This window comes from Actinoplanes sp. NPDC048791 (genome assembly GCF_040650095.1).
In the GTDB taxonomy this organism is placed as follows: domain Bacteria; phylum Actinomycetota; class Actinomycetes; order Mycobacteriales; family Micromonosporaceae; genus Actinoplanes.
In genome coordinates, this window is record NZ_JBEZGQ010000897.1 from 1 (window position 1) to 3416 (window position 3416).

Sequence of the window (3416 nt, forward strand, 5' to 3'; positions counted from 1 at the left end):
CGCGGCCTCCACCTCGCCGGGCTCGACCCGTACGCCCCGGATCTTGACCTGGGCGTCCGCGCGGCCGACGAATTCCAGCTGGCCGTCGGGCAGCCGGCGCACCACGTCCCCGGTCCGGTACATCCGCTCCCCGGGCGGGCCGAACGGGTCGGCCACGAACCGCTGGGCCGTCAGGGCCGGCCGCCCGGCGTAGCCGCGGGCCACGCCGGCACCGGCGAGATAGAGCTCGCCGGTCGCGGCTTCCCGCAGGTGGTCGTCGAGGACATAGGCCCGGACGTTGGGGATCGGCCGGCCGATCGGCGGCGTCCCCTCCGCACCGAGGGGCTCGCTCACGGTGGCGGCGACCGTCGTCTCGGTCGGCCCGTAGGCGTTGAGCATCACCCTGTTCCGGGACCAGCGGGCCACCGTCGCGGGCGGGCAGGCCTCCCCGGCGACGACCAGCGTGACGCCGTCCGGCAGCCCACCTCCGGTTTCCACAGCGGACAGCAGCGACGGCGGCAGCGTCACGTGGGTGACGCCGCGGCTTGCCACCAGCTCGGCCAGCGCGCGGCCGGGCACCAGCCGCGACCCGTCCGCCACGACCAGCGTCGCGCCCGACAGCAGGGTCGACCACAGCTCGGACACCGACGCGTCGAAGCTGACCGAGGCGAACTGCAGGCGCCGCTTGCCCGGGCCGAGCCCGAGCAGGGTCCGCTGCGCCGTCGCCAGGTTCGTCACGCCGCGATGGGTCACCACGACGCCCTTGGGCAGGCCGGTCGAGCCCGACGTGTAGATCACGTAGGCCGCGTGCTCCGGCAGCAGCGGGGCGTGCCGCTGGGCGTCCCGGAGGATGCCGGCGTCGTTCGAGGCGATCTCGTCAGCGGTCTTGGGGTCGTCCAGCACCAGCTCCGTGACGCCCGCGGTCGCCGAGGCCCGCGTGGCGGTCGTGGTCACCACGCACCGCACCCGGGCGTCCGACATCATGAACGCCGCCCGCGCGGCCGGGTAGGCGGCGTCCACCGGGACGTAGCTGCCGCCGGCCTTCACCACCGCCAGCGCCGCGACCACGAACTCGATCGACCGGTTGAGCACCAGCCCGACCGCGACCTCGGGACCGACGCCCTGGGCGACCAGAACGCGGGCCAGCCGGTTCGACCGCTCGTCCAGCTCCTGAAAGGACACCGTGGCGTCGTCGGCGACCACAGCCGGGTCGCTGCCGGCGCGTGCGACCTGCGCGGCGAACATCTCCGGCAGGGTCCGGGCCTCTTCGGCAGAGCTGATCAATGGCTCGTCTCCTCCGCTGTCACGCCGTCGTGCTCAGACCGTGCCAATCTGCTCGTTCAGCGTGGGCGGATCAAGATGAGACAATTCACCGGAAATAAAGTGCACAAAATCGGTCTGGAAAGAGTCTTAGGAGCGTGTCCGGTACAAAGTGGATTTGACGGTGGTCAAGGCAACGAGCTGGGCGTACCTATGACCCGTCGCCGAGGACCCGGCGCATCGGCTGCGGGGGAGTGCCCCTACGGACCCACTCCCGTGGGTAACCGAGCGACACCTCTTCGAAGCGGACGCCGTCGTAGTGGGTCGTCCGGGGAATGTGCAGATGGCCGTAGACCGCCACGGTCGCGCGGTACCGCCGGTGCCAGTCCGCCGTGAGCTCGGTGCCGCACCACTGCGCGAAGTCCGGATAGCGCAGCACGTCGGTCGGCTCGCGTACCAGCGGCCAGTGGCTGACCAGCACTGTGGACATCGCCGGGTCGATGGCGTCCAGCCGCTCGCGGGTCCGTGCCACCCGGTCCCAGCACCACGACTCCCGGTCCGGGAACGGCGCCGGATGCAGCATCATCTCGTCGGTGCAGACCACGCCGGCCTCGTACGCCCGGCGCAGCGACTCCTCCTTGCCGGTGACCCCGGGCACCCGGAACGAATAGTCGTAGAGCAGGAACAGCGGCGCCACCGTGACCGGGCCACCCGGCCCCGTCCACACCGGATAGTCGTCCTCCGGGGTGAGCACGCCGTTGTCCCGGCACATCCGGACGAGCGCGTCGTAGCGTTCCACGCCGCGCAGCTGCACCGGATCGTTCGGGTGGGTCCACAGCTCATGGTTGCCGGGCGCCCAGATCACCGTGGCGAAACGGTCCCGCAGCCCGGCCAGGGTCTGCTCGACGTCGGCGAAGACCTCGCCGACATCACCGGCCACGATGAGCCAGTCGTCCGCCGACTCCGGGCGCAGCCGGCCCGCGATCTTATTGTTCCTCGGGTACGAGACGTGCAGATCACTGACGGCGAACAGGCTCCCGGTCACCGCATCGATCATGTCAGAGCTCCGGCGCGGGCCCGGGTGGCGGGTTGACGCCCTCGACGAGGCTGCCCTCAGCGGCCAGGCGTTTGACCCGCTGCTGACCCCAGGCGCCGAGTGCGCTGAGGGCCTCGTTGAGGGAGATGCCGTCCGGAGTCAGCGAGTACTCCACGCGGGGCGGCACCTCGCGGTAGATCTCGCGGTCGACCAGCCCGTCCTCCTCCATCTCCCGCAGGTGCTGGACGAGCATCTTCTCGCTCACCCCCGGCAGTCCCCGCCGCAGCTCACCGAAGCGCCGGACGCCGTGGGTGTTGAGCTCCCAGAGGATCAACGACTTCCACTTACCGGTCACCACGTCCATCCCGGCATCGATGCCACAGATGTACGGTCCACGCCTCGCGCCGGCTGCCATCGTCCCCTCCACACTTACCTCTGGGTAAGTACCGAACAAAATAGTGGGTACTTGCCGGACCGACTGTACGGGCAAATCCTCAATACCCATGACCACAATCCTGGGTACGGGCGCGATGGGCACAGCCCTGGCCGAGACACTGCTGGACGCCGGCCTTCCCACGGTCGTGTGGAACCGCGACCCACGGCGGGCGCAGCCGTTGGCCGGCCGCGGCGCGATCCCCGCCGGCACCGTCGAGAAGGCCGTCACCGGCGACGGCGCGGTCGTCGTCTGCCTGTTCGATCACCGCTCGGTCCACGACGTCCTGGACCCGGTCGCCGCCGCGCTGACCGGCCGCGCCCTGATCAACCTGACCACGACCACACCCGCCGAATCGCGGGAGCTCGCCGCGTGGGCCGCCGGCCACGGCATCGCCTACCTCGACGGCGCGATCCTGGCCGTGCCCGCCATGATCGGCGGCCCCGGATCGGCGATCTTCTACGCCGGCGCGGAGGCCGTCTTCAACGAGCAGCGTGACCTGCTCGACCGGTGGGGCGAGAGCACCTTCTTCGGTGCTGACGCGGGACTCGCCGCGCTCCACGACATGGCGATGCTCACCGGCATGTACACGATGGTCGCCGGCTTCCTGCACGGCGCGGCGATGCTCGCCGCCGAGGGCGTCCCGGCGGCCGAGTTCGCCCGGCTGCAGGCGCCGTTCCTGGCCGCCATGACCGGCAGCTTCGCCGG

Annotated in this window: 4 protein-coding genes; 1 reads left to right on the forward strand and 3 read right to left on the reverse strand. The window is 71.1% G+C overall.

The features are described 5' to 3' along the window. The 3 genes from AB0C29_RS39285 to AB0C29_RS39295 all read right to left on the reverse strand — a co-directional run. A partial coding sequence (locus AB0C29_RS39285; protein WP_360831714.1) for an amino acid adenylation domain-containing protein occupies nt 1-1263 on the reverse strand: 1263 nt, incomplete at its 3' end. A gap of 187 nt (nt 1264-1450) precedes the next feature. Then, entirely contained in the window at nt 1451-2284 is an 834-nt protein-coding gene (locus AB0C29_RS39290) for a metallophosphoesterase (RefSeq protein WP_360831716.1), read from the reverse strand. Between the two features lie 13 nt (nt 2285-2297). After that, nucleotides 2298-2690 carry a helix-turn-helix domain-containing protein gene (locus AB0C29_RS39295; protein WP_360831718.1) on the reverse strand — a complete coding sequence of 131 codons (393 nt, stop codon included), beginning with the start codon at nt 2688-2690 and terminating at the stop codon, nt 2298-2300. Between the two features lie 88 nt (nt 2691-2778). On the opposite strand from AB0C29_RS39295, the gene AB0C29_RS39300 reads away from it, so the two are divergent. Then, nucleotides 2779-3416: NAD(P)-binding domain-containing protein (locus AB0C29_RS39300; RefSeq protein ID WP_360831721.1), on the forward strand; the 638-nt coding region annotated here is incomplete at its 3' end.

Coding starts and splice junctions, on each gene's coding strand:
- AB0C29_RS39295 (WP_360831718.1), bottom strand. CDS start 2,690: ATGGCAGCCGGCGCGAGGCGTGGACCGTACATCTGTGGCATCGATGCC.